Consider the following 23,501-nt stretch of genomic DNA (forward strand, 5'->3'; position numbering starts at 1 on the left):
TAGGCTGTGATCAAGACAGCACCTTTTTGGGCTGAGTACGGACGTGGGTGGTATAGAGAACCAAGCCAACCAGGGTTAGGCCGCCTACCAGGTTACCCAGTACCGTGGGGATTTCGTTCCACATAATGTATTGATACAGCGTGAAGTCAGCGCCCAGCATGAGGCCAATTGGGAACAGAAACATGTTGACCACTGAGTGCTCAAAACCAAGGTAGAAGAAGACAATAATCGGCATCCACATGGCCATGATTTTGCCGGAAACCGTTGTGGAGATGGCGGCACCTACCACGCCCATGGATACCATCCAGTTGCAGAACATGCCTCTCAGAAAAAGCACAATCCAACCGGCAAGCCCCGCCTCCTGATAACCCACCGTGCGGCTTTCACCAACGGCCATCATCGTTTGGCCGACAGCGTTGATCTCCTCTGTGCCGCCCATGGTGAAATTCAGGTAGCCGAAGGTGGCGATAAATAGGGCGCCCCCAAGGTTGCCAAGCCCTACCAGAGCCCAGCACTTCAGCATGCGCGGCAGTGTCACTCCGGGTCTTTTGTCGAGCCATGCAATTGGCACCAGCATAAAAACCCCGGTGAGCAGGTCATAGCCCATCAGGTAGAGCATCACAAAGCCCACGGGGAAGAGTAGTGCCCCAATCAAAAAGTGGCCTGTTTGCGTCGCGATGGTGATGGCAAAAATAACCGCCAACGCCAGAGTCGCTCCTGCCATAAAGGCGCGGATAAGCGTATCCCGGGTGCCCATATAGACTTTTGACTCACCCTGATCCACCAACTTGGTGACAAATTCACTGGGCATTAGATAAGACATAAATATGTCTCCTGTGTCATTTCGGTTAATTAACGCCTAACCCAAGAGTTTTAGTGTTTCCTGATAGGAGCAATAAAACCGATGGCTGCGCCGTCCTGGTGCAAAAGAGATTAAGCGTGTGGCGCTATCGCACTATCCACCCATCCAGTGCTATTTGTGTGCCAACTCGCGCATATGATTTCTAATATTTTGTTTTGAATGGATTAATTTATTTTTTAGAGGATGTTTTTGGAGCGTTTAAGGTGTTACGAAATATCGTAAACTACGATATTTCGTTGTTTTAGTGACGAAATGTCGTAACTGGCGCGGTAATTGAATGGTGATGGGACAACTCATTTGAGACCGACACTAATGGATGAGCCTGAACGTCATCACGCTTTTGCGTTGATGGGTGGCTTTTCGCCTCTGGCGATGATTTTGGTCGATCCGTTTGCCGACCAACTGCTCGCTGCGAATTATGCCGCTTGCGCGCTGCTCAATATTGATGAAGCAATGCCTTTGGAGGCACCGTTTAGCCATCGCTTGGGTGCTTCGCTGTCACTATGGGTGAGCTTCACCGATGAAGCGCTAACACACAAAGCGGCCTGGTCGGATGACCTGGTGATGTTAGATATGCTGCGCCAGCCGTATCGAGTTGAGGTTTATGCTCAGCGTATCGACGACTCTTCACAGCTGTTGCTGACGCTTATAGACCGCAATAAAGCTGAGCAGCGGCGAGCAAAAGCGGAATTAGGCCGCCAGCACCGCCAGGGTGAGGTGGGTTGGCAGCGGGTCGAGCAGGTATTCGAGCGGATTGAAAAGCAGAACCAACTGATTCTTGGCGCAGCGGGCGAGGGGATTTACGGTCTGGATGCCGAAGGCAAAACAACCTTCGTTAATCCTGCCGCCGAGCGAATTCTGGGCTGGAGTACCGAGGATATGGTGGGCCACGACGCTCACCTGATGTTCCACCACACCCACGCCGATGGCAGTCACTTCCCGGTGCAGCAGTGCCCTATTCACGCCTCGTTTAGCGATGGTCAGGTGCATCATGTCGATAACGAGGTGTTCTGGCACAAAAATGGTGAGGCAATTCCCGTTGAGTACACGAGTACACCGATTTTTGAAATGGGGCGTTTGGTCGGGGCGGTGGTGCTGTTTCGTGATATTCGTGAGCGCAAGCGTGCTGAGCAGCAGTTGCGCGATGCCCTTGCTGAGGTGGAGTCACTCAAGCAGCGCCTCGAACTGGAAAATGAGTACCTCCAGGAAGAGATAAAAGCGGAGCTAAATCATCGCGATATTGTCGGCAATAGTCCGGCAGTGGCCAAGCTGATTCAGCAGATTGAGCTGGTTGCGCCCACTAGCGCCAACGTGTTGATTAGCGGCGAGTCAGGCACCGGTAAAGAGCTGATTGCCCGCGCCATCCATGCGGGGAGTACGCGCAGCGATCGACCGCTGATCCGCGTGAACTGTGCGGCTATTCCCCGTGATCTGTTTGAGAGCGAGTTTTTTGGCCATGTGAAAGGCGCGTTTACCGGCGCGGTACAGGATCGTCCAGGGCGTTTTGAGCTTGCTCACGGCGGCACGTTATTTTTGGATGAAGTCGGTGAAATCCCCCTGGAGCTGCAGAGTAAGCTGTTGCGGGTGCTGCAGGATCAGCAATTTGAGCGCGTAGGCGATAACCGTACCCGCGAAGTGGATGTGCGGGTGATTGCCGCCACCAATCGCGAACTGCGCGACATGATCGATGCGGGCCACTTTCGTGAAGATCTCTATTTTCGACTCAATGTGTTTCCTATTGATTCGGTACCGCTGCGCAAGCGGATTGAGGATGTGCCGCTACTGGCGCGGCACTTTTTACAGCGTGCCTGCCTGAAATTTAATAAGCCGGGAGTGCGCATTCCCCCCGCCCAGTTGGAGATTCTGCAGCGCTACCCATGGCCAGGCAACATTCGTGAACTGGAAAACATCATCGAGCGCCAAGTCATCGTGACCCAGGATCGACGCTTAATGTTTGATGACCTGCTATCGGGAGAGCCGTCGCGCTCGATGGGGCGTGCTCAACCAATGCCGACGTTGCGCCACACCGGCGGAGAGCAAAGTAAAGCAACGCTGCTGACTGAGCAGGCGCTGAGCCAACGTCGGCGGGCGAGCACGATTGCCGCTCTGGAACAGGCGAGAGGTAAAATTTCTGGGACCGGGGGCGCGGCAGAACTGCTTGGTATTAAACCCACTACGCTGGCCTCGCGGCTAACTAAATGGGGTATCGATGCGCGGGAATTTCGTAAAAGAGCGCCGCATTAATCGCCAAACCACCATGCTTTGGACTAAGGTAAGTTGGATGCGACTTGACAACAGGCTGCACACATATTTATAGATTGTTCAAGGCTAGCATACATACATGAATGTAACTATAATGCTCATCTTTCTGAATGGCTTAACGTGCGAGTGGCTTAATTTTCTGCAGGACAAGCAGGTTGAGAGACTAAGCGCGTTTACCATCTGACGCTGATACCTAGAGGCAATCCCATGCGACTGGCACACTGGGCAGTCAATGCCCCTTTACGACCCCTACTGTTAGCGGTATTTACTGCTTCTTTTGTATTGCCTGCTCAAGCCGCCGACCTCATCACGATTACCCGTGATGCGTTGGATAATAACGCTGAGCTTGCTTCGGCGCGCTCGGAGTATTTGGGTGTTGAAGCAGGCAGAGACGTTGCCCGCGGTGGGTTACTCCCCCAAATTAACGCCTCGGGCACCGTGGCGCATAACGAGCAATATGAAAGTCAGGGTTCATCCCGAGCGGGAACAGGGGCTGGAACGGGTAATGTGAGCGCTGGTGATGACCGTTACAACACCGTAGCGCTCACCCTCGAAGCCACCCAAGCGCTTTATGATGAGGTCACGCGCCGCCAAGTCACTCAGGCCGAGCGGCAGATTGACCAGCAGGTATACCTGCTGGCAGCTACCGAACAGCAGCTATTAATTGACGTGGCCAGCGCCTATTTTGATATTTTGCGGGCTTATGAAGTCCTCGAAGCGCGTTTTGCCCAAGAGCGAGCCATTGGCCGTCAGCTTGAACAGGCAGGCGAACAGTTTGAGGTCGGTTTGATTGCGATTACCGAAGTCGAAGAGGCCCGGGCTACCTTTGACCAGTCCCGTGCTGATCGCATTGCCGCAGAGAGTAATCTGCAGGTGGCATTTGAGGCACTAGAGCAGCTGACCGGCCAGCGCTACGCCAGTATTGAAGCGTTGGGCGACAGTATGCCAATCGCCCTCCCGGAACCCAGCAACCGCGACTACTGGGTAGAGCAAGCCATTGAGCGCAATCCTCAGGTATTGGCGCAACAGGCGGGGATTGAGGTATCACGCAGCGGTGTGGAAATTGCCCGTGCGGGTCGTTTGCCCACCCTTTCAGCCTTTGGCAACTATCAGTATGGCGACAGTGATATTGATAACACCACTGGAAATGACTCCTCTAGCCAAGTAGGCATACGCGCTAATTTACCCGTCTACACCGGCGGCAGTACCAGCGCCAGCATCCGCCAGGGGACTTATCAACTTGAAAGCAGCCAGTATGATTTCGAGTCCCAGCGTCGTTCGTCAATTCAACAGGTTCGCTCTCTGTACACTCAAGTCAGCAACGATGTGGAAACTGTCGAGGCTCGCGAGCAGGCCATTGTATCCAACCAAAGTGCGCTGGAAGCGACGCGCGCCGGTTACGAAGTCGGCACCCGTAACATCGTGGACGTTTTGAACGCTGAGCAGAATTTGTATAACGCCATCGCCAACTACGCCGAGGCTCGCTACGACTATGTCGTTAACCTGCTCTCACTGCGTCAGCAGGCCGGGCGCCTGGATGTAGACGCCATTGAAGAAGTCAATGCGTGGTTAACCGGCGATGAGGTGAATTTCACCTTGCCCGAAAGCGGTGGCAACGACCGCTATGAGTCCGCGCTCAACATCGGTGCACCGCCCCAACCTGGCACGTAATGGCTTGTCGGTTGGAAGTGATTCAGGTGCGCATGTGCTATCGGTCACCTTAAAAAAGATATATGGGAATGCAACGTATGAAGAAGATGATTCACTCACGCCGAGCGAGTCTGGTGACGCTAGTAGCTGCGCTGGCACTTTCAGCCTGCGGTCAAGAACAAGCCGAGGCGCCTCAACAGGGTGCCCAGCAAGAAGCTCCACCTCATAAGGTCGAAGTGGCCGAAATGGTGCGTCAAGATATACCGTTGGATAAGTCGTACCCCTCACTGCTACGCAGTGATGATGAAGTCACTTTGGTGGCCCGAGTCAATGGGTTTCTGGAGGAACGCCACTTTGAACCCGGCCAGTTGGTGGAGGAGGGGGATCGTCTTTACACCATCGAGCCCGATCTTTACCAGGCCACGGTCAATCAGCGTGAAGCCGATTTACAGAGCGCTCGTGCCGAGCTTGCCCGCGCCCAGCGTGATGCCCAGCGTTTCGAGCAGTTATTAAGCCAAAACTCAGTGAGTCGCCAGCAGTATGATCAGGCGTTGGCCGACCAACGAGTAGCTCAGGCGAGCGTCGCCCAAGCAGAAGCCGCTTTGACCAGTGCCAACCTGGATTTAGGCTATTCCCAGGTGACGGCTCCTGTCTCAGGCATGATCGGTTTGAGCCAAGTTAACGTGGGCAATTTGGTGACTTCGGGTACGGGGCTGGCTACGATCACCCCGCTGGATCCGCTGGAAGTTCGTTTCCAACTGCCTCAGCGGGATGCCTTTGAGCTGCGTCGTCAGTTGAGTGACGGCGGTGATACGTCGGATATTCGTGCGCGGTTGAGCATTCCTGGCGTGAGTGGCGGCAGCGATTCCGAATTAGAAGGGCATTTGGACTTCCTGGGCTCACGAGTCGATAGCGGCACCAGTACCGTGCAGGCATCCGCAACCTTCGAAAACCCTGAGGCGACCGTACTGCCCGGCCAATTTGTACGTGTACGCATCGAGGGCCTGAAGCGTTTTGATGTGATGGCAGTCCCGGAAATTGCCGTTACCCAAGGGCTAATGGGCCCGCAAGTGTTTGTCCTGGATGACGAGGACAAAGCCCGCGAAAGGACTGTTTCATTGGGCGAAGTGGCTGGCCCATGGCAGTTGATTCGTGAGGGGCTTGAGCCAGGAGATCGTGTAGTGGTCGGCGACCCCGCTGGTTTAGAGCCGGGTATGGTGATTGACCCTCAGCCGTTTGCTGGTAACGCTGAGGACATCGTTGAAGATGTGGAGCAAGAAGAGGTCCAACAGCAGTCTGAAGCGGCAGAGACAATGGAAGAGGGGGCAGGTGATGACCAGCCCGCTGAAGGAGAAGAGGGTGCGCAATAATGAACTTCTCTAACTTCTTCATCAGCCGCCCGATATTTGCCACGGTATTGGCGATTATCGTGACGTTGGTGGGCGTGATGTCCATGCGTATTCTACCGATTGAGCAGTACCCCAGCGTGGTGCCGCCGACGGTATCGGTGCAAGCGCAGTTCCCTGGGGCGGACGCTGAAACCGTTGCGCAAACGGTGGCGGCTCCCATCGCCGAAGCCATTAACGGCGTTGAGAACATGCTTTATATGACCTCCAACAGCGCCGATAACGGCCTCATGAGCTTAAGCGTGGCGTTTGACATCGGCACCGACGGCGACATTAACACCATCAACGTCAACAACCGGGTTCAGGGAGCGCTTTCGCAGTTACCTGAGGCCGTGCAGTCACAAGGTGTCACCGTTGAGCTGCGCTCTGACTCGATTTTGATGTTTATCGCGTTGACCTCGCCTGATGGCGACTACGACAACATCTATATGCAGAACTACGCGACCCTTAACGTGCTTGATGAACTGCGCCAGGTGCCGGGTGTGGGTAATGCCGAGGTGTTGGGCGGCGGCGAGTTTGCCATGCGTATCTGGATGGATCCGGATAAGTTGGCCCAGTACGACCTGACGCCCAGTGAAGTGGCCAGCGCGATTAGGGCACAAAATACTGAAGTGCCTGCGGGCAATTTGGCATCGACGCCGCAAAGTGAGCCGCGTGCGTACACCTATACGATTACCGCTGGCGGCCGCCTTAATAATGTCGACGACTTCCGTAATATTTACCTACGCACCAATAACGACGGCTCTTCGCTACACTTGGAAGACGTCGCGCGTATTGAACTTGGGGCATCTTTTTACGGGGTTGATGCGCGTTTGAACGGCTCAACCATGACGCCGATTATTATTAACCAGCAGCCCGGTGCTAACGCGCTGGAAACTGCGCAGGGTGTGCGGGATACCATGGAGGAACTAGCCGGTCGCTTCCCGCCCGGGCTTGAGTATGTTGCCCCTTATGATACCACCCTGTTTATTGATGCCTCCGTGGAAACGGTGCTCCACACCTTTATTGAAGCCTTTCTGATCGTTATCGTCATTCTGTTTATTTTCCTGCAGAACTGGCGTTTCACCGTGATTGCCATGTCGGTGGTGCCGGTTGCGGTCGTAGGTACCTTCGCAGGCTTCTACATGTTTGGTTTTTCAATCAACTTGCTGACGCTATTTGCCTTGGTGCTATCGATAGGGATAGTGGTCGACGATGCCATTCTTGTAGTGGAAAACGTCGAGCGCGTGCTGAGTGAAGAGGACGATATCAGTGTACGCGACGCGACTATTCGGGCGATGAAAGAAGTCGGCGGGCCGGTGATTGCGACCTCGTTGATCATGGCAGCCGTGTTTGTACCCGTGGCTTTCCTGGGCGGCTTTACCGGGCAGATTTACCAGCAGTTTGCAATTACCGTGGCGATCTCGGTGGCCATTTCGGCGTTAATGGCGCTGACCTTTACCCCTGCTCTGTCAGCGATTTTTATCAAGCACAAAATCGCCGGTGCCGGGCAGTCCAAATTCAAACGCGCCCTAAATACACCGCTACGCCTGTTTGACCGACTGTTTGCGGGGATCACCGCTGCCTATATGTGGGTCGTAAAAGGCTTGGTACGGTTTTGGGTGTTAGCATTAGCGCTCACGGTAGCGACAGGGGTTGGTTCCTACTGGCTCTACGCCAATACGCCTTCAACGCTGGTGCCGGAAACCGACCAGGGGGTTGTGCTGGTCAGCGTGTCGCTTCCTGACGCCGCGTCGCTGGATCGCACCCAGCGCTATATGTCAAAACTCAGTGCAGCGATTGAAGATATTCCCGGTGTGGAATACTCCTCCGCGGTGGCGGGCTATGACATTTTGTCGAGTTCCGTGAATACCGCTCGGGGGGTAATGTTTATCAATCTAAGCCCTTGGTCTGAGCGTGATTTGACTGCCACAGAACTTGTAGGGCGCATTATGGGGTTGGGCGCAAGTATTGATGGTGGTTCCGCGATGGCCTTTAACTTGCCACCTATCATGGGGCTTTCGACCACTGGTGGTTTTACCGGCTACTTGCAGTCCTTTGATGGTGCATCGGCACGTGAGCTGTATGAAGCATCGCTGCAAATCATGCAGAAAGCTAACCAGCATCCTGCCTTGAACCGGGTATTTACAACGTTCAACGTTAATGTCCCGTCTTATCGTGCCAACATTGATCAGCAAAAAGCATTAAGTTACGGCGTGGCGCTGGAGAACATTAACTCGGCTCTGGGTAATACCTTTGGTAACGGCTTTGTGAACTACTTCAGCTATCAAAACCGTAATTTTCAGGTCTATCTACAAAACGAAGATGAATTCCGGAAGACGCCGGAAGACGTCAGCAGCGTTTACGTGCGTGGCGGAAATGGCGAACGTATTCCGCTCTCTGAATTTGTCGAGCTTGAGCGCCAAACCGGTCCGTCGGTAGTGTCCCGTTTCGGCGTTTATGCCGGTGCAATGTTCCAGGGTGAGCCAGCTGCTGGTTATAGCTCAGCTCAGGCGATCGAAGCAATGAACGAAGTCGTGGAGGAAGCGCTGGGCAGCAACTGGGGCATGGGCTGGACGGGTACCGCATACCAAGAGTCCAATATGGGCAGCGCCGCGACGCTAGCGATTGTCTTCGGCCTATTGATGGTCTTCCTGATCCTGGCGGCTCAGTATGAGAGTTGGTCTTTACCGCTAGCGGTATTGACTGCAACGCCTTTTGCTTTCCTGGGGGGTATTGGGGGTATCGCGTTGCGCGGGCTGGACACCAGTGTGTATGTGCAGATCGGCATGTTGGTGGTGGTCGGGCTTGCGGCGAAGAATGCCATCCTGATTGTCGAATTCGCCGAACTGCAGCGTAAGGAGCAGGGAAAATCAATCCGTGAAGCGGCGATTACAGCAGCAGAGCTGCGCTTTCGTCCCATCGTGATGACCTCCCTGGCATTTATCTTTGGTACCTTACCGCTCGCATTGGCGACCGGTGCCAGCGACGTGAGCAGTCATCACATTGGTACCACGGTCGCTATGGGTATGTTCTCAGTTGCCACCTTGGGCAGCCTGTTTATTCCCAGCTTCTACGCCATGATTGCAACCGTTTCTGATTGGCTAGGTCGCAAGATGAAAGGGAATAGGCATGATAGCTCACAGTCGGCACTTGAGCATGACAAAGCCTAGTCCTTAGCGATTAACCACCATCAAGAACAGGCGGGTGCTATCTTCGGATGGCACCCGCTTTTTATTGCGGTCACGATAATCAAGCTAGCTGACTAAGATCAAGGTAGAGGTGGCGCCCAAAAGCTAATCTGGACTAAGCTGGAAGTAACAATACATCACCGGCTAAGTACCGGGGGAGGCGCCATCATGAACGATCTACTGCACGCTGCTACGCAGTTTCCGACCATCGTCTTTACGTTGCTACTCGGGTTGTTGGCTCTTTACTGGCTGTTAGTGATTATCCGTTTAGCCCCTCTGGAGCTGTTTGAACGCGATAGCCTCAAAGAAGACCATCTCGCCAGCACGCTGGTTTCTCTAGGCTTCGCTGGGGTTCCCGCGACGCTGGCCTTGACGGTGATTCTGACCATTGCAGCAGTGCTTACATTGGTGATCGAACTACTGGTATTGCGGTGGCTACCGCTTGGCTTGATACGTATACCGGTAGGGGTGCTGGTGCTATGGGCTACGCTGGTGGTTGCTTCGCCTTTGGCGGCTATGCTCTGCCAGGCCTTGCACCGTGGGCTGCACCGTTATCGCCCCTTCACGCGCCGCTGTTTACTGGGGCAAACGGTGGTGGTGACTGAGCGCGAAGGTACTGGTGGGCAGGCGTTCGCAGTCATTGATAATGAGCCCAATAGCAGGGTCAAACTGCTGAGCAAGCACGATGCCCTACCTGTACAGGGGGAGCGCCGAGTGCTGGTGAAGTACTTACCTGAAGAGGGCGCCTATCGCAGCGTCTCTGAGAAGGCGTATCTCGAAACGCGAGTTCGTTTGAATAGACTGCGGCTAAACCAGAAAAATCGCCACTCAACCCATTACTCCACCTCCCACTAATACGACGTTCTATCTGAAGGGCGTCACCGGGAAGCCTAAATGCTAGGCATCCCGGTTATTTCCAACGCCGCCACTGCTGTGTCAGCCACTGCACTGCACGCTGCCAGACAGTGGCGTTTTGCGTCTTATCAACGGAGGTAGGACGAGGTGCGGGGCGGTTTAAAAAGTCGTGAATGGGGTCTACCTGTGCTGGTTTATCCAGCATGGGCGCATGACCACAGTCAGGCACTGTAAGCGTCACAAGCTTAGGCTGTGCTGCGGTCATCCGCGGTAGTGTTTCCGGGTCTAAAAGTGTGGACTCCTCACCGCGTATCACCATCGTCGGGCAGCGAATGTTCGCCCAGTCTGCCCACATGTCGCGCGGCGTATCGTGTACAAACTGCTCGCCGATGCGCGGATCAAAGTGATACGTCCAACTACCATCCGGTAACCGACGGGCACTGTTGAGCGCTAGTTCGCGCCATGCGGATTCACCGGTAATACCGAAACTAGCGTAGTGCTGATTGAGCTCTTGTTGGAGTTCGCTGAAGTTAGAGAAGCGGTGGGTAACGCCGAAATAGCTGGAGAGACCAATAAGACCCTGCGTGTTCAGCTCGGGGCCCACATCGTTAAGAATCAGCCGGGAAATACGCCCACTGTGTTGTGGGTCAGCGGCGATCAACATACCTAGCAGGCCACCCATCGAGGTGCCCAGCCAATCGATGTAATCGAGTTCAAAGTGGTCAAGCAGTGCGATTGCTACTGTCACGTAATGGCTATAAAGGTAGTCGTGAGCAGGGAAAAGCGACCAGCTTGATAAGCCGCGGCCCGGGGTGTCTGGGGCGATAATCCGCCATTCACTGCCGAGTTCCCGCGCCAGCGCGCTAAAGTCGCCACCGTGACGAGCAAAGCCATGCCAGGCGATCAAAGTGCGGGGGGCAGTAGGGTTCCAAATGCGTACGGCGACTTCTAATTCGCGTATGCGAACAAACTCCAAGGCATCCATAGGGTACTCACACGGCTAGAACAGTGGGGCCAGTATAAGCATACTTGCTGCATTGCAGCGAGAGTGGGTGCAATGTTTAACGCTGCATCATGCGAATAGAGGTATCAATCAGCTCGCCACCGCGTTCCCGAATCGAAAAAGCTCCGGGGTTACGTAGCCAGTCGTGGAACAGGCCTCCCAGCATGGACTGCATCAAGCGCGTTGCAATTTCGGGGCTAAGGTCTTCGCGCAACAATTGTTGCTGCTCAGCGAGCACAAAGACATTCAGCATCTCTTCAAAACACTCGTTGCCGATCTGCTCCTGCATGTCGAGCGGGTTAATATCGCTGAAGAACTCGCAGCGATGCAGCAGGATGGAGAGTATTCGCTGATAAGAAGGTTGCTCAAGGCGCACTAAACCCGCATGGCAGGCCAGTCGTATAGACTCCAATGGTGATAATTCGGCGTCGGCTTTGTCGACCTCATCCATCAGCGATTGGAAGGGCATACGCACCTGTTCAACCAGCGCCATGAACAGGTCGCCTTTGTTTTTAAAGTGCCAATAAACGGCGCCGCGAGTAAGGCCTGCATGGCGAGCAATTTGCTCTAAGGAGGTGCGCGCCACGCCCTTGGCAAAAAATACCTCTTCAGCAGCTTCAAGCAGTGCTTCTCGTGTAGCAGCCGCTTCTGCTTTGGTCTTTCTTGCCATGGAAATGCAACCTCATTATCGACACAGTATGGTCATATTTTAACCTAAGAGGGAGAACATTTACATTCAAAACTGTATGGTTAAATGAGCCATCTCATAACGTGGGTTAACAAATTCGTCATTTCACGACTGAAAGCGTATAAACAGGCAATGAAACTGGCCCTAATGTCGTGAGCAAAACGAATTAAAAAAACAGGACAGAAAGCATGGCGCGAGCTCCTTTTCAGCTGGGCGAACATACCATTATGCCCGGCCAACGCTTACAAGTTGATGTGCCGGTGGCGCGCTTATATACCCATACGCCCCTGCATATTCCTGTCGAAGTCGTTCATGGCCGTAAGGATGGACCAGTGCTGTTGGTATGTGGTGGCATTCACGGCGATGAAATCAACGGCGTGGAGATTGTCCGCCGGGTACTGCGCGCGAAAGCGATTAGTAGTATCCGCGGTACCTTGATCGCTGTGCCGGTTGTAAACGTACTTGGTTTCTTGCAGCAAACCCGCTATTTGCCTGATCGGCGTGATCTAAATCGCTGTTTTCCAGGCAGCGAGTCGGGGTCACTTGGCGGCCGTATTGCAAATCTGTTTCGCGAACAAATCGTCGATCACGCTACCCATATTATTGACCTACATACCGGTGCAATCCACCGCACTAATCTGCCGCAAATTCGTGCCCAGCTCCGTCCTGGAAGCGAAACCGAGCGTATGGCCGATGCTTTCGGTGCGCCCGTAGTGCTAAATGCGGAACTGCGTGAAGGTAGCCTGCGCCACTACGCTCAGAACCGCGGGATTCCAGTGCTGACCTATGAAGCCGGCGAGGCGCTGCGTTTTGACGAGTGGGCGATTGCCCCAGGGGTTCGCGGTGTGCTGCGAGTCATGCGCCGACTAGGCATGCTGACCGGCGAACAACGCCGCCGCACGCCAGCACCCGCGGAGCTTGCCAAAGGGTCAAGCTGGGCTCGGGCACCTATCGACGGCATTTTGCGCCCCAAGGTGCGCCTAGGCGCCCGCGTTGCGAAAGGCGAGGTGCTGGGCAAAGTCGCTGACCCTTTTGGCAATGATGAAGGCGAAGTGCGCGCCGCTGCCGACGGTATTGTGATTGGCATGAGTCGCTTGCCGCTGGCCAATGAAGGAGAGGCGCTATTCCATATTGCCCGTTTTGATGAAATTGATGAGGCAGAAACGGCTATTGAGAGCTTTAACTCAAGCTTGGTGCCGCCACCTGATTCGTTTTATTAATCGTAGTTCATAACTCAACGCTATCGCTTCAATAGTTAAGGATTAGCTACTATAAATGGCAAGTCAGTAGCCATTTGACTATACCTAAGGACGGGCTTTGTTAGCGGCTACTCAAAATGATAACACCCAAAACAAATAGCTAAGCTTTCATCGGACTCGAACGAGTGGCGATCAAACGCCACGTCTACCGTGACATGGAGGAAAAGCGATGACGAGCGATAAACCTAATCACACCACGACAGATGCGGGTATACCGGTCACCAGTGACGAACACTCGCTTACCATAGGACCCAACGGCCCGATTCTGCTCAACGATCACTACTTGATTGAGCAGATGGCAAACTTTAACCGTGAACGTATTCCCGAGCGTCAGCCTCACGCCAAAGGTGGCGGCGGTTTTGGGCGCTTTGAAGTGACTCATGATGTCAGCAAGTACACCAAGGCAGCCGTGTTCCAGCCGGGCACGACCACTGAAACACTGATGCGCTTCTCAACCGTGGCCGGCGAACGGGGTAGCCCGGACACATGGCGTGATCCGCGCGGGTTCTCGATCAAGTTCTACACCACAGAAGGCAACTTCGACATGGTGGGGAACAATACACCGGTGTTCTTTATTCGCGACCCGATGAAGTTTCAGCACTTTATCCGCTCGCAAAAGCGCCGCGCAGATACCAATCTTCGTGACCATGATATGCAGTGGGATTTCTGGACGCTGTCGCCTGAATCGGCTCACCAAGTGGCTTGGCTGATGGGGGATCGGGGTATCCCGAAAACCTGGCGTCATATGAACGGCTATTCCAGCCATACTTATATGTGGATCAACGCAGAGGGTGAGCGGTTTTGGGTCAAGTACCATTTTAAAACCGACCAGGGAATCGATTTCCTCACCCAGGAAGAAGCGGACAAAATGGCTGGCGCAGACGCTGACTACCATACCCGCGACCTCTATCAAGCCCTTAAAAATGGCGATCACCCCAGCTGGACGCTGAAAGTGCAGATCATGCCGTTTGAAGAGGCGAAGACCTACCGTTATAACCCCTTCGATCTGACCAAAGTGTGGCCCCATGCGGACTACCCGATGATTGAAGTGGGTAAACTCATCTTGGATCGTAATCCCACGGATTATCACACCGAGATCGAGCAAGCGGCATTTGAGCCCAATAATATGGTACCAGGTACCGGTTTAAGCCCTGATAAAATGCTGCTGGCGCGTGGGTTCTCCTACGCCGATGCCCACCGCGCGCGGCTTGGCGTGAACTATAAGCAGATCCCGGTGAATTCGCCGAAGTCGCCGGTGCACAGCTACACTAAAGATGGCGCGATGCGGGTGCAAAATGTCACCGACCCGGTTTATGCACCCAACTCGAAAGGCGGCCCCTCTGCCGATGCTGAGCGCTACCCTATGGATAACACCTGGGAAGTGAGTGGTGACTTTGTGCGCACCGCCTACACCCTGCGCCGCGATGACGACGATTGGGGGCAGGCCCATACCCTGGTGCGTGAAGTGATGGATGACGCCCAGCGTGACCGTTTGGTGTCGAACGTTGTTGGTCATCTATCGGATGGTGTTACGGAGCCGGTGCTTCAGCGTGCGTTTGAGTATTGGCGCAATATTGACCAGGAAGTCGGCGACCGCATCGCTAAAGGCGTGAAAGGCGGCTAACGCGTGACTTTTTAAGCACACGGCGCGCCGTCCACACCTTCAACGCTTAAGCGGGAAGGGGGGCAGAAAGGGCGGCGGGCTGTGTGTCTTGAGCCTCTGGCTCACGCACTAAACTTAACGCTTCATCAAATAGGCGCAATCCTGCGCCTTCTTTATGGGCGTGTTCTGACAAATGACGCCGGAAGCGCCTGCCGCCGGGGCAACCCTGGAATAAACCCAGCAGGTGGCGGGTAATATGATTCAGCTTCGCGCCTTCATCCAAGCGCTGCTGAATATACGGCCGGAAAGCGTTCGCAGCATCCAAACGGCTCTCTGCCGGGCCTTGCTCACCAAACAACTGTTCATCGACACCAGCGAGCAGCCACGGGTTTTGATACGCCTCACGCCCCACCATCACGCTATCCACATGGGTAAGCTGCGCTTGGCACTCCGCCAGCGTTTTAATCCCGCCGTTAATGCCAATATGCAATTCAGGGCGGCTCTGCTTTAGACGATGAACACGGGGGTAGTTAAGCGGCGGCACATCGCGGTTCTGTTTAGGCGACAAACCCTGCAGCCACGCCTTACGGGCGTGAACGGTAAACACCTCGCAGCCTGCGTCAGCAACGATAGCGATAAACCGCTCAAGATCAGCGTCCTCATCCTGGTCATCAATACCAATACGGCACTTCACCGTGACCGGAATAGACACCGCAGCCTGCATTGCCCGCACTGCCTCTGCCACCTTTTCGGGGTAGCCCATCAAGCACGCGCCAATCAGGTTGTTCTGCACGCGGTCACTCGGGCAGCCGACGTTCAGGTTCACCTCGTCATAGCCCCAGGCTTCGGCAATCGCTGCGCACTCAGCCAGCTCACTGGCGTCGCTGCCGCCTAACTGCAGTGCAAGTGGATGCTCCACCTCGTTATAGCCCAAAAAGCGCTCACGGGGCGTCCCGTGCAAAATCGCACCGGTAGTGACCATCTCGGTATACAGCAGCGCACGCTTGGTTAAGGTGCGTGCTAGCGCTCTGTAATCGCGGGTTGTCCAGTCCATCATAGGCGCGACGGAGAAAGTTCTATCCAGCTCCGGGCGGGCAATGCCAGACTTCATGCGGGTTTGCGCGGTTGTGGTATCATTCATAACTGTTCATATTTACAGTGGTTGGGCGGCGTTTTACATGGTTCGTTGGTACATATTTGGTACTTGAGCCGCTTTTGATTTGGTACATCTGAGAGGCAAGTATGGCAACGATTCGCAAGCGCCGTAAAAAGGACGGCAGTTTCTCATATACTGCCCATTTTAGCATTCCGAGAAAGGACCTTACGCTAAAGCCTGGGTTTAAGCAGTAAACACCGCATACACCATCTGCAGTGCCAGCCCCATCAGCATAAACGCGAATACTCGTTTGAGAAGTTTGACGGGCAGCCTATGCGCTAATTTTGCTCCGATGGGAGCCGTTAGGATACTGAAGGGCGCCATGAGCAGTAGCGCGGGCAGGTAAACGTAGCCGAGCGCTGCACTGGGCAGTCCTTGGATAGACCATCCGTTGATTATGTAGCCAAGTGCACCAGCAACTGCGATAGGGAGTCCTACGGCTGCTGAGGTGCCTATTGCTCGGGGTAGCATGACGTTACACCAGGTGAGGAAGGGCACTGTTAGTGAGCCACCGCCAATAGCAACGAGCGCGGAAATGCCACCGATGCCCAACCCCACACCGCTTACGCCGATAGGGCCGGGTAAGCCGCGGCTCGGTTTGGGCTTGATGTTTGCCAGCATCTGGAGCGACATTAGCACCATAAAGCAGGCGAAAAAGATGGCAAGGCCGCGGGTGGGCAGCAGCGCAGCGATAAAGGTCGCCAAAAAGGTGCCGATTAATATGCCAGGGGTAATAAAGCGCACGATGTCCCAGCGAACGGCTCCGTGCCGATGGTGGGAAAGCAGGCTAGCGGTAGAGGCGGGAATGATGGCCGCCATGGCGGTGCCTAAAGCCAAGTGGGCAAGGTGCTCGTGGGGCACGCCTTGGAGTACGAAAAGCGACGTCAGAATTGGCACCATAATGCCGCCGCCACCAATCCCCAATAAGCCCGCCATCAAGCCCACAAAACCGCCCAGTGCTATATAGGCCAACCACCAAATGATGTCCAAAGCCGCTGCTCCTAAAAGTGTCTTGTTAGCATGATAAGCATATTGTACCTGAAGCGGTGCCTGTCGCGGGGCCAATACAAGTATTCCACTGTGGTGGCGGCTATGCAGTGGTAAGCTGCTAGGAGCCTGTCAGACTGAATGCTGATCTACTGCAAATTCGTGTGCTTTTCGCGACGATCGGTCAAGCCTGACAGGCTCCGGGGCAATATTTTGGAGTGCATATGCGCAATGTATTAAGCAGTGTTGGTGTGTTGATGATATCCGTTGCGCTACTGGTAGGCTGTGGCGAAACAGACGAGCCGAGTGAGTCGGTATCAACTGCAGAACAAACATCAGCCCCTGAGCCCACAGCTGCTGAGATAGACGTGGCTGCGGCAGAAGAGGTGGCGCCTCTTGTCGTCGAGATAATGGCGCATGTATCGCTGCGCAGTGATCGGCGTTTAATGGTGGAAGGCGAGAGCAACTTGCCCGATGAAACGCTGGTACAGATTATTGTCGAACGCGAGATCAGCAGCGTGCGTTGGCGTGAGCGGACGCGTATAGAGAATGGCGTGTTCGCAGCGGGACCATTTGGCCCTGGCAGTGGCTTACCCGATGGTGGCTATATAGTACAGGTTGAGGTTTCCGAAGGCAGTGTGCAGCCGGAAGCCGTTCAAGCGCGTATTGGCCACGAGGGCCAGCACCTGGCGGGAGAGCTGGTAAATCAATCCCGCCATGGGCTGGGCCAAGTGGCCACCTACTCACGACGCTTCTTGGTGGGGAGTGAGCCAAGGCAAACGCGTGACCAGGTGGAGGTGCTAGAGAGTCCGGGGAGGTAGACGCTTTAGGCAGGATGCCAATGGGCTAGCAGTACTGCATGAATCGATGTGTCGCTTGGGGCTTTTGTGAAGTGCTCAATGACGAAACGATCGTCGCGTTGCACTACATAGTGGCCCGCTTTGTGAAACACATGGGTCGGCCCGAGTAGCAGAAGATCGCCAGCATTAACGGGTGAAAAATCTGTACCTGGGCCGGGTGTTGCCATTACGCACGGTGCTTTCCAGTCGATGTTCAGCGGGAGGTGACTGGGCACTTTAATGGTCGTTGCCTGTACCTGTTCCCAGGGGAGGGGACCAGTATGGGTCAACGTTAATAGCTCGGGGGCGCTATCACCTTCCAATAGAGTTGCCAGGGAGCAGTCGAGTGCATCAGCGAGCGCCACAAGGCGTTCGTGACCGATCTGTTTGATCGCCCCAGATTCCCAATAAGAAATGGTGACATCTGACACGCCAACTTTGCGTGCGAGAGCAGCTTTGTTGAGCTTGGCCCTAAGCCGCAGTTGCTTGATACGTGAGCCTAGCGATTCCATTTCGTCTTCCTGATGATGAGCTAACAAGCTCGTTGAATGTCTTCCACTATAAATTTCTCTAATATAGATAGTGGAGCTATGAACATACTTTTATTGGTCTATCTCAAGCTTGGGGTATGCACCCAAGATGTTGCTGCAGTGCCATACTAAGCGATTGTGCTTTAGCGCGCATTAGTGGACAAATAACGTTGAGTTAATTTCTCTGACGCTTTCTTGCGCTAGTCGTTCCCTGCGCGACGCTGTTGGTTGCGCCTAAGGTGCGTATAATATCGCCATGCATTTTTGCCAATAGGACGTTTTCATGACCGTACGTACTCGCATTGCACCTTCTCCCACAGGAGACCCCCACGTTGGCACGGCCTACATCGCGCTTTTTAACCTATGTTTTGCGCGTCAGCACGGTGGCCAATTCATTCTTCGTATTGAAGACACTGATCGGGTGCGCTCTACTCCTGAGTCGGAGCAGATGATTCTCGATTCACTGCGCTGGCTGGGTCTTGAGTGGGATGAAGGCCCGGATGTTGGCGGCCCCCACGGCCCTTATCGGCAAAGCGAGCGTGGCGATATATATGCTCAATACGCCCAGCAGTTGTTGGATGCCGGGCATGCATTTAAGTGTTACCGCACCAGTGAAGAGCTTGATGAACTGCGTGAAACCCGCAAGGCTGCGGGCTTGCACCTGGCATTGAAGCCTGCTGACTTAGCATTGGAGAGCCAGGAGCAAGCACGCCGTGAACAGGAAGGCTGGCCTTATGTAGTGCGCATGAATGTGCCTGCCGAAGGCGTTTGTGTGGTCAACGATATGCTGCGCGGTACGATTGAAGTGGAGTGGGCGCAGGTGGACGCGCAAATTCTGCTTAAATCAGACGGCATGCCCACTTATCACCTCGCCAATGTGGTCGACGATCATCTAATGGCGATCACCCATGTGCTGCGTGGGGAAGAGTGGATTAACTCCGCACCAAAGCACCAACTGCTGTATGAGTATTTTGGTTGGCAAATGCCGCAACTTTGTCACATGCCGTTGCTGCGCAACCCCGATAAATCCAAACTCTCTAAGCGCAAAAACCCGACCTCCATCAATTATTATCGTCGGATGGGCTTTTTACCCCAGGCCGTTACCAACTACTTGGGGCGGATGGGGTGGTCGATGCCTGATGAGCGCGAGAAATTCAGTCTACAAGAGATGATGGCGGAGTTTGACGTTCAGCGTGTCTCGTTAGGTGGCCCTGTATTTGATCTGGAGAAACTGACCTGGTTAAACGGTGTGTATATCCGTGAAGACCTGGATGATGATGCACTGTTGAGCGCACTGCGTGACTGGGCTTTCAATGAAGCTTACGTTAAGCAGATACTGCCGCAGGTGCGACCACGGGTAGAGACGCTCTCCCAGGTAATGCCGTTGGCAGGGCACTTCTTCTCTGGTCTTCCGGCGCTAACAAAAGCGTCGTTTGATAGCGTGAAGCTCGAGGAAGAGGAGCTGGTCAAACTGCTTCAATTCCTTGTTTGGCGATTCGAGGGCGTTTCGGCTTGGCATAAAGAGGCGCTGTTGAACGAGGTGAAAACGCTGGCTGAGCACTTTGACTTGAAAATGAAAGCCTTTCTGGCGCCGGTGTTTATTGCCATTACCGGCAGCGCGTCCAGCACCTCAGTGATGGACGCCATGGCGATTCTGGGTTCAGACGTTACCCGGGCACGCCTGCGTAGTGCGATAGAGGTATTGGGCGGCGTCTCGAAAAAGCAGGCCAAGCGCTTTGAAAAAGAATTTCGTGAGATCGCTTCGTGAAATAGTTTAGTAAAATCAGCTAACCGCGCATGAGATAGCGCTAGCGCCAATTTCTCATCCTTAGGAAATTGGCGTTTTTTCTGTTGACGAAGGCCAGCGGAATCAGTATTATACGCTCCGTCTTCGCGACATGTGGGGCCTTAGCTCAGCTGGGAGAGCGCAACACTGGCAGTGTTGAGGTCAGCGGTTCGATCCCGCTAGGCTCCACCAATTAGTAGTACTTGTTATCAGTACCTTTCGCGAAGCAGCTCGATATACGTCCCATTCGTCTAGTGGTCTAGGACACCGCCCTTTCACGGCGGTAACAGGGGTTCGAACCCCCTATGGGACGCCACTAATTCAGCATCCCTCCCTAATCGTTTATTTCTCTGGCAATGAGTCTTCTCATTTGCTGGCTTTTTGTATTCCCGCTGTTCACAAAAGAGCTACAAATCGACAATTTTTGGACGATTTTGTGCTTGACTTGTCCACTTTTGCGATTCTGGCTTAAAGGTTGTGCACAACCCCTTGTTGTTGACGCAAAAAATCTTTAACAGAACTTAAGTCTTTAAAAAACAATGACTTACAGGAGGTTAAAAAATAACCAATTTAAGGCTGGCCCACTGCCCATGGCGATTTCGGGACGTTTTGAAGTGGTTGTGAACAGGGTTATCCACAGATAGTGTGGAAAACCTTGAGCAGGATCCAGAAGCAAAAAAGTCAAGCGATAATGGAGTCGAATTAGGCGTTTTTGACGTCCTTCAATGTTGCATCCGGCTATCGCAGCGTCCTAGGCTCAGAAGGGGCAAGGGGTGGTCTCTAAGGGGAGAGCTTGCTCAAGGCATCTGGTAGGTTAGTGAATGGTCGCGAGCGCATGTGGTGGTGCGTTGGTGGTCTATGAACCAGAGCGTTAATCAGCCCATACGCAAAAGGCCACCCGAAGGTGGCCTTTGATCGTACTGTCAAGCGGGGATGGTTTATTTTTTCGGATAGTCACGCTGGTCGTGGCCAATATAGAGCTGGCGCGGACGACCGATTTTGTAGCTTTCGCTGAGCATTTCGTGCCAATGCGAGATCCAGCCAATAGTGCGCGATACCGCGAAGATCACGGTGAACATATTGGTGGGGATACCCATGGCTTTCAAAATGATGCCTGAGTAGAAATCAACGTTCGGGTACAGCTTCCGCTCGATGAAGTACTCGTCTTCTAGGGCAATTTGCTCAAGACGCTTGGCGATTTTAAGCTGAGGGTCGTCGGCCATGCCGAGCTCTGCAAGTACTTCGTCGCAGGTCTCTTTCATTACCTTGGCGCGCGGGTCAAAGTTGCGATACACGCGGTGACCAAAGCCCATTAGCTTGAACGGGTCGTCCTTATCCTTGGCTTTATCAACAAAGCGCTGGATGTTCTCTTCGGAGTCTTCACCGATTTCGTCGAGCATAGCCAGCACGGCTTCGTTGGCGCCGCCGTGAGCGGGGCCCCAAAGTGCCGCGATACCTGCGCTAATACAAGCGAATGGGTTGGCCCCCGTGGAGCCTGCCAAGCGTACAGTCGAGGTAGAGGCGTTCTGCTCGTGATCCGCATGCAGCATGAAGATGCGATCCATGGCTTTCGCGTATACCGGGTTGATTTTGTACTCTTCGCAAGGGTTGCTGAACATCATGTAGAGGAAGTTCTCTGCATAGGTCAGATCGTTGCGCGGGTAGTTAAAGGGCTGACCCACATTATACTTATGGGACATTGCCGCCAGGGTAGGCATCTTGGCGATCAGGCGGATCGCGCTGATCACGCGATCTTCCTCTTGAGTGATGTCCATGTGGTCGTGGTAGAAGGCCGCTAAGCCGCCCACTACACCGCACAAAATAGACATCGGGTGGGCATCGCGGCGGAACCCTTTAAAGAAGTTGTTGATCTGATCGTGAACCATGGTGTGGTTGCGAATGCGCGATTCAAAATCCGCGTACTGCTCGTCGTTGGGTAACTCACCAAACAGCAGGGTGTAGCACACTTCTACGAAATTGGACTCTTTGGCCAGTTGATCAATCGGGTAGCCGCGGTGTAGCAGCACGCCCTTGCCGCCATCAATATAAGTGATGGCAGACTGGCAGGAAGAAGTGGCCATAAAGCCGGGGTCGTAGGTGAACAGGCCTTCAGCGCCTAAACCGCGTACGTCGATGACGTCGGGGCCAAGTGTGCCGGAATACATGGGTAGCTCGATCGGTTTATCCAGACCGTCTACCGTCAATGTCGCTTTCCTGTCAGCCATGCTGGCCTCCTTTCGAATTCGGGTTGGGACGTAAAGTCATTGCTGCGCATACCGCGCCGGCGAAAAGGCTTGCCCACTATAGAAGTGTGCGACATTTTGTCAATTAGCCTAAGCGCTAGCTGCAGGTTGTACAAATATTGTTGCTTTGAATAGTTTTTGTATACGATGAAAAAGCCTACATTATGGCGAAGCGTCAGAAGATTGACGATAGGCTAACATGATATGTTAACAGGCTTATCAAATTGCTAATCTACTGTCACTATAACCATGCTGCAGCGCAAAATCGACTCAGGATGCGGACAATTTTCTTGCACCATAGTCGAGTTAGGGCTGAGTTCGGTTTGTAAGCGAGGGCGAAGGTTCTTATAATCCACGGCGCGCGACCGGCAGGTAGGTGGTCGTGCCCGACTTGGCAACGGCCGAGCCCCTTCCAGCAACCACCGCCCGCTCGGGCCATGCCCGACCTGTCGCAGAGCGGGCCAAGAGAGTGTGTACAAAGCCGTGAATAGCAAACGACCCGTAAACCTAGACCTTACTACGATACATTTCCCACTGCCGGCGCTGACGTCGATCACACACCGCATCACGGGTGTCATCCTGTTCGTTGGCCTGATTTTCGCTTTTTGGGCGCTGGGCAAGTCCTTGTCATCTCCTGCGGGTTTCGACGCCGTTAGCGATGCACTGGCCAATAATTTTTTGGCTAAGTTGATTGCTTGGGGGTTGTTATCCGCACTGGCATTCCACTTTGTAGCAGGTATCAAGCACCTGCTGATGGATGCCGATATTGGGGTAACCCTTGAGGGTGGCGTTAAAAAAGCGCAGATCACCGTCGTGGTCAGCGCTGTTCTGATTATTCTGGCAGGAGTTTGGGTATGGTAACTAACATTACAAGTTTTGGCCGTAGTGGGCTTTCTGACTGGCTGATGCAGCGCGTTTCTGCTGTTATTTTGGCCCTCTACACGGTCTTTATCGTTGCCTTTCTGCTGTTTAATCCGAACCTCGATTACTACACGTGGAGCGGTCTGTTCAGCCAGACGTGGATGCGGATTTTCTCGCTACTGGCGTTCGTCGCCTTAGCCGCACACGCCTGGATTGGTCTGTGGACCGTCACCACCGACTATCTCAAGTCCACTCGCCTGCGCGTGGGTGTCCAAGCTGTCATCATCTTGGGCATTTTCGTGTACTTGGTGTGGGGCATTCAAATTCTGTGGGGAGCTTGA

General features: G+C 53.9%; 18 protein-coding genes and 2 tRNA genes. 13 read left to right on the forward strand and 7 right to left on the reverse strand.

What is annotated here, in order from left to right; genetic code table 11:
• Window positions 1-10: 10 nt before the first annotated feature.
• Window positions 11-823, reverse strand: coding sequence for a formate/nitrite transporter family protein (locus HALTITAN_RS12090; protein WP_009287282.1), 813 nt, complete (start codon window positions 821-823; stop codon window positions 11-13).
• A gap of 351 nt (window positions 824-1,174) precedes the next feature.
• Here HALTITAN_RS12090 and HALTITAN_RS12095 point away from each other — a divergent pair, with 351 nt between their 5' ends.
• From HALTITAN_RS12095 to HALTITAN_RS12115, 5 genes are all read left to right on the forward strand, one after another.
• Entirely contained in the window at window positions 1,175-3,106 is a 1,932-nt protein-coding gene (locus HALTITAN_RS12095) for a sigma 54-interacting transcriptional regulator (protein WP_051052014.1), read from the forward strand.
• A gap of 225 nt (window positions 3,107-3,331) precedes the next feature.
• Window positions 3,332-4,795: a TolC family outer membrane protein gene (locus HALTITAN_RS12100; RefSeq protein WP_009287284.1), complete on the forward strand. Its 1,464-nt coding sequence runs from the start codon at window positions 3,332-3,334 to the stop codon at window positions 4,793-4,795.
• 77 nt (window positions 4,796-4,872) lie between these two features.
• On the forward strand, window positions 4,873-6,144 hold the full coding sequence (locus tag HALTITAN_RS12105) for an efflux RND transporter periplasmic adaptor subunit (RefSeq protein WP_039859346.1): 1,272 nt from the start codon (window positions 4,873-4,875) through the stop codon (window positions 6,142-6,144).
• Entirely contained in the window at window positions 6,144-9,332 is a 3,189-nt protein-coding gene (locus HALTITAN_RS12110) for an efflux RND transporter permease subunit (protein WP_027959768.1), read from the forward strand. Before HALTITAN_RS12105 ends, HALTITAN_RS12110 begins: the two co-directional genes overlap by 1 nt.
• Window positions 9,333-9,518: 186 nt before the next feature.
• A complete protein-coding gene (locus HALTITAN_RS12115) occupies window positions 9,519-10,205 on the forward strand; it encodes a hypothetical protein (RefSeq protein WP_009287285.1) in 687 nt (228 codons plus the stop codon).
• A gap of 55 nt (window positions 10,206-10,260) precedes the next feature.
• On the opposite strand, the gene HALTITAN_RS12120 is transcribed toward HALTITAN_RS12115, so the two are convergent.
• On the reverse strand, window positions 10,261-11,190 hold the full coding sequence (locus HALTITAN_RS12120) for an alpha/beta fold hydrolase (protein WP_009287286.1): 930 nt from the start codon (window positions 11,188-11,190) through the stop codon (window positions 10,261-10,263).
• 76 nt (window positions 11,191-11,266) lie between these two features.
• Window positions 11,267-11,878, reverse strand: a complete 612-nt coding sequence (locus tag HALTITAN_RS12125; RefSeq protein ID WP_039859306.1) for a TetR family transcriptional regulator — start codon at window positions 11,876-11,878, stop codon at window positions 11,267-11,269.
• 206 nt (window positions 11,879-12,084) lie between these two features.
• On the opposite strand from HALTITAN_RS12125, the gene HALTITAN_RS12130 reads away from it, so the two are divergent.
• On the forward strand, window positions 12,085-13,116 hold the full coding sequence (locus tag HALTITAN_RS12130; protein ID WP_009287287.1) for a succinylglutamate desuccinylase/aspartoacylase family protein: 1,032 nt from the start codon (window positions 12,085-12,087) through the stop codon (window positions 13,114-13,116).
• Window positions 13,117-13,324: 208 nt separating this feature from the next.
• Entirely contained in the window at window positions 13,325-14,779 is a 1,455-nt protein-coding gene (locus HALTITAN_RS12135) for a catalase (protein ID WP_009287288.1), read from the forward strand.
• A gap of 46 nt (window positions 14,780-14,825) precedes the next feature.
• Here HALTITAN_RS12135 and dusA read toward each other — a convergent pair whose 3' ends face one another.
• Both dusA and HALTITAN_RS12145 read right to left on the reverse strand, forming a co-directional pair.
• Window positions 14,826-15,899: a tRNA dihydrouridine(20/20a) synthase DusA gene (gene dusA / locus HALTITAN_RS12140; RefSeq protein ID WP_009287289.1), complete on the reverse strand. Its 1,074-nt coding sequence runs from the start codon at window positions 15,897-15,899 to the stop codon at window positions 14,826-14,828.
• A gap of 198 nt (window positions 15,900-16,097) precedes the next feature.
• Window positions 16,098-16,904, reverse strand: a complete 807-nt coding sequence (locus HALTITAN_RS12145) for a sulfite exporter TauE/SafE family protein (protein ID WP_039859307.1) — start codon at window positions 16,902-16,904, stop codon at window positions 16,098-16,100.
• A 221-nt stretch (window positions 16,905-17,125) separates the two neighbouring features.
• Between HALTITAN_RS12145 and HALTITAN_RS12150 the strand changes: the two genes are divergently transcribed.
• Entirely contained in the window at window positions 17,126-17,722 is a 597-nt protein-coding gene (locus HALTITAN_RS12150; RefSeq protein ID WP_039859308.1) for a hypothetical protein, read from the forward strand.
• Between the two features lie 5 nt (window positions 17,723-17,727).
• On the opposite strand, the gene HALTITAN_RS12155 is transcribed toward HALTITAN_RS12150, so the two are convergent.
• Window positions 17,728-18,252 carry a helix-turn-helix domain-containing protein gene (locus HALTITAN_RS12155; protein ID WP_176316289.1) on the reverse strand — a complete coding sequence of 175 codons (525 nt, stop codon included), beginning with the start codon at window positions 18,250-18,252 and terminating at the stop codon, window positions 17,728-17,730.
• A 301-nt stretch (window positions 18,253-18,553) separates the two neighbouring features.
• Here HALTITAN_RS12155 and gltX point away from each other — a divergent pair, with 301 nt between their 5' ends.
• The 3 genes from gltX to HALTITAN_RS12170 all read left to right on the forward strand — a co-directional run bounded on the left by gltX (window position 18,554) and on the right by HALTITAN_RS12170 (window position 20,372).
• On the forward strand, window positions 18,554-20,038 hold the full coding sequence (gene gltX / locus HALTITAN_RS12160) for a glutamate--tRNA ligase (RefSeq protein WP_009287292.1): 1,485 nt from the start codon (window positions 18,554-18,556) through the stop codon (window positions 20,036-20,038).
• Between the two features lie 134 nt (window positions 20,039-20,172).
• Window positions 20,173-20,248, forward strand: a tRNA-Ala gene (locus tag HALTITAN_RS12165).
• Between the two features lie 48 nt (window positions 20,249-20,296).
• A tRNA-Glu gene (locus HALTITAN_RS12170) sits at window positions 20,297-20,372 on the forward strand.
• A 622-nt stretch (window positions 20,373-20,994) separates the two neighbouring features.
• On the opposite strand, the gene gltA is transcribed toward HALTITAN_RS12170, so the two are convergent.
• Window positions 20,995-22,281 (reverse strand): citrate synthase, encoded by a 1,287-nt coding sequence (gene gltA / locus HALTITAN_RS12175; RefSeq protein ID WP_009287293.1) that lies wholly within the window; start codon window positions 22,279-22,281, stop codon window positions 20,995-20,997.
• 501 nt (window positions 22,282-22,782) lie between these two features.
• Here gltA and sdhC point away from each other — a divergent pair.
• Entirely contained in the window at window positions 22,783-23,160 is a 378-nt protein-coding gene (gene sdhC, locus HALTITAN_RS12180) for a succinate dehydrogenase, cytochrome b556 subunit (RefSeq protein ID WP_196518187.1), read from the forward strand.
• On the forward strand, window positions 23,154-23,501 hold the full coding sequence (gene sdhD, locus HALTITAN_RS12185) for a succinate dehydrogenase, hydrophobic membrane anchor protein (RefSeq protein ID WP_022520469.1): 348 nt from the start codon (window positions 23,154-23,156) through the stop codon (window positions 23,499-23,501). Before sdhC ends, sdhD begins: the two co-directional genes overlap by 7 nt.

The organism is Vreelandella titanicae BH1, from assembly GCF_000336575.1.
In the GTDB taxonomy this organism is placed as follows: Bacteria; Pseudomonadota; Gammaproteobacteria; order Pseudomonadales; family Halomonadaceae; genus Vreelandella; species Vreelandella titanicae.

Excerpts from the sequence above, each read along its gene's own strand:
- HALTITAN_RS12090 (WP_009287282.1), bottom strand. The coding sequence starts at position 823 with ATGTCTTATCTAATGCCCAGTGAATTTGTCACCAAGTTGGTGGATCAG.
- HALTITAN_RS12095 (WP_051052014.1), top strand. The coding sequence starts at position 1,175 with ATGGATGAGCCTGAACGTCATCACGCTTTTGCGTTGATGGGTGGCTTT.
- HALTITAN_RS12100 (WP_009287284.1), top strand. The coding sequence starts at position 3,332 with ATGCGACTGGCACACTGGGCAGTCAATGCCCCTTTACGACCCCTACTG.
- HALTITAN_RS12105 (WP_039859346.1), top strand. The coding sequence starts at position 4,873 with ATGAAGAAGATGATTCACTCACGCCGAGCGAGTCTGGTGACGCTAGTA.
- HALTITAN_RS12110 (WP_027959768.1), top strand. The coding sequence starts at position 6,144 with ATGAACTTCTCTAACTTCTTCATCAGCCGCCCGATATTTGCCACGGTA.
- HALTITAN_RS12115 (WP_009287285.1), top strand. The coding sequence starts at position 9,519 with ATGAACGATCTACTGCACGCTGCTACGCAGTTTCCGACCATCGTCTTT.
- HALTITAN_RS12120 (WP_009287286.1), bottom strand. The coding sequence starts at position 11,190 with ATGGATGCCTTGGAGTTTGTTCGCATACGCGAATTAGAAGTCGCCGTA.
- HALTITAN_RS12125 (WP_039859306.1), bottom strand. The coding sequence starts at position 11,878 with ATGGCAAGAAAGACCAAAGCAGAAGCGGCTGCTACACGAGAAGCACTG.
- HALTITAN_RS12130 (WP_009287287.1), top strand. The coding sequence starts at position 12,085 with ATGGCGCGAGCTCCTTTTCAGCTGGGCGAACATACCATTATGCCCGGC.
- HALTITAN_RS12135 (WP_009287288.1), top strand. The coding sequence starts at position 13,325 with ATGACGAGCGATAAACCTAATCACACCACGACAGATGCGGGTATACCG.
- dusA (WP_009287289.1), bottom strand. The coding sequence starts at position 15,899 with ATGAATGATACCACAACCGCGCAAACCCGCATGAAGTCTGGCATTGCC.
- HALTITAN_RS12150 (WP_039859308.1), top strand. The coding sequence starts at position 17,126 with ATGCGCAATGTATTAAGCAGTGTTGGTGTGTTGATGATATCCGTTGCG.
- HALTITAN_RS12155 (WP_176316289.1), bottom strand. The coding sequence starts at position 18,252 with ATGGAATCGCTAGGCTCACGTATCAAGCAACTGCGGCTTAGGGCCAAG.
- gltX (WP_009287292.1), top strand. The coding sequence starts at position 18,554 with ATGACCGTACGTACTCGCATTGCACCTTCTCCCACAGGAGACCCCCAC.
- gltA (WP_009287293.1), bottom strand. The coding sequence starts at position 22,281 with ATGGCTGACAGGAAAGCGACATTGACGGTAGACGGTCTGGATAAACCG.
- sdhD (WP_022520469.1), top strand. The coding sequence starts at position 23,154 with ATGGTAACTAACATTACAAGTTTTGGCCGTAGTGGGCTTTCTGACTGG.